This is a genomic window from Protofrankia sp. CiP3 (assembly GCF_917627345.1).
Classification (GTDB): domain Bacteria; phylum Actinomycetota; class Actinomycetes; order Frankiales; family Frankiaceae; genus Protofrankia.
Genome location: NZ_CAKJTM010000023.1, coordinates 69,256 through 71,425, shown reverse-complemented (window position 1 = coordinate 71,425; position 2,170 = coordinate 69,256). Strand labels below are relative to the sequence as shown.

1 protein-coding gene is annotated in these 2,170 nt (G+C 70.0%); it reads left to right on the top strand.

All coding sequences use genetic code 11. The features are described 5' to 3' along the window. Positions 1 to 2,170: DUF6531 domain-containing protein (locus MJ797_RS11475; RefSeq protein ID WP_239334312.1), on the top strand; the 2,170-nt coding region annotated here is incomplete at both ends.

The following is a 2,170-nucleotide window of genomic DNA, read 5'->3' as shown; positions in this document are numbered from 1 at the left end:
CCCGCGGGCCAACGGGGTTGAGGCGCTCAAGCGGCTGGTCCGGTTCGACCCGGTTGATGTCGCCACCGGTGATATGGTGCTCACCCAGGTTGATGTGGAGCTGCCTGGTCTGCTGCCGCTGGTGCTGTCCCGGACGCACCTGTCCTCCTATCGGTTGGGCGGGTGGTTCGGGCGGTCGTGGGCGTCCACGCTCGATCAGCGGATCGAGGTGGACGACGCTGGCGGGGTGTACTTCGCGACCGCCGACGGGATGGTGCTGATCTATCCTGCTGTTGCCGCGGCTGGCGCTGCCCTCGATGCCACGGTTGCCATGGACGCGACTGTGGCTGCGACCACGGCCGCCGGTGGTGCCGGTGTTAGTGGCGTCGATGTCGGCGGGCCGGTGCTGCCGGTGGAGGGGCCGCGTTGGCCCCTGACCCGGGGGACGGACGGTACCTACACGGTCAGCGACCCGGGGCAGGGGCGGAGCTGGCATTTCGCCGCGCCGGTCGTGTCCGGTGGGCTGCGGGCCTGGGGTGACCCGGTGCAGTGGCCGCTGACCGCAGTGACCGACCGTAATGGTAATCGTATCGATATCGTCTATGACGCTGACGGCGCCCCGGCTGAGGTCGTCCATGCGGGCGGGTACCGGGTCCGGGTGGACACCGAGGCTCACCGGGTTGTCGGGCTGGCTGTACTCGACGCCGGCCCACGCACCGGTGGCGACGGCGGTATTGCCACGGGACCCAGCAGCGTCGGTGGGGCTGCGGTGGAGCTGGTGCGGTTCGGCTATACCGAGGCCGGTGATGTGGCCGACATTGTGAACTCCTCCAGACGGTCGCTGCGTTTCGAGTACGACGCTGAGGGCCGGATGGTGGCCTGGGTGGACCGCACTGGGACCGAGTACCGCTATACCTACGACGGCACCGGCCGGTGCGTGGCCACGGTGGGCACGGGCGGCTCTCTGACCGGCCGGCTGCGCTACGACACCGACGGCGTTGGCCGGCGTACCACCACCGCTGTTGACTCGTTCGGGCATGCCACCACCTACCGTTTCAACGATGCGGGGCAGGCCGAGTCGGTCACCGACCCGTTGGGGCACACCACGACCTACGCGTGGGACCGGTATGACCGCAAGCTTGCCGAGACAGATCCGTTGGGTCGTACCGTGCGGTATAGCTATGACGCCGACGGCAACCTGACGGAGGTCATCCGGCCGGATGGCGGTCGGGTGACCGCGGCGTGGAATGATCTGCGGCTGCCGGTGACGATCGTCGAGGCCGACGGTGCCCGCTGGGAACGGTTCTACGATGATCGGGGCAATCTGACCGCGGTGGCCGACCCGGCCGGCGCACGGACGGCGTTCACCTATGATGACCGTGGTCGGCTCACGGCTGTCACCGACGCGCTCGGTCACACCCGGCGGGTGGGGACCGATGCCGCGGGCCTGCCGGTCGCGGTCACCGATCCGGCGGGGGCGGTCACCGCCTATGAGCGGGACGGGTTCGGCCGGGTGGTCGCCGTCGTCGACCCGCTCGGTGGGGTCACCCGGTTCGGCTGGACGGTGGAGGGGAAACCGGCGTGGCGGACCCTCCCGGACGGTGCGACCGAGCGGTGGGCCTACGACGCCGAAGGCAATGTGGTCGAGTATGTCGACGCGGCCGGTCTGGTGACCCGGACCGAGGTCACCCACTTCGACCTGCCGGCCGCGCGGACCGGCCCGGACGGGGCGCGGCTGGCGTTCACCTACGACACCGAGTTGCGGCTGGCGGCCGTCGCCAACCCGGCCGGGCTGGTCTGGCGCTACGACTACGACCCGGCCGGGAATCTTGTCCGGGAGACCGATTTCAACGGCCGGGTGCTGGCCTATGCCCGTGATGCCGCCGGTCAGCTCGTCGCCCGGACCAACGGTGCCGGCCAGACGGTGCGGTTCACCCGCGACCTGCTCGGTAATGTTGTGGAGAAGCACGGCGCGGGCGGTGTGACGACGTTCGCCTATGACGCGGCGGGACGGGTGATCCGGGCAACGAACATGGATGCCGACTGCACGCTCCGGCGGGACATCCTCGGCCGAGTGTTGGCCGAGACCTGCAACGGCCGCACGGTCTCCTCGACCTACGATGTGCTCGGTCGGCGGATGCGGCGGGTGACGCCGTCCGGGGCGGCCAGCGTGTGGGAGTACGACGCGAAT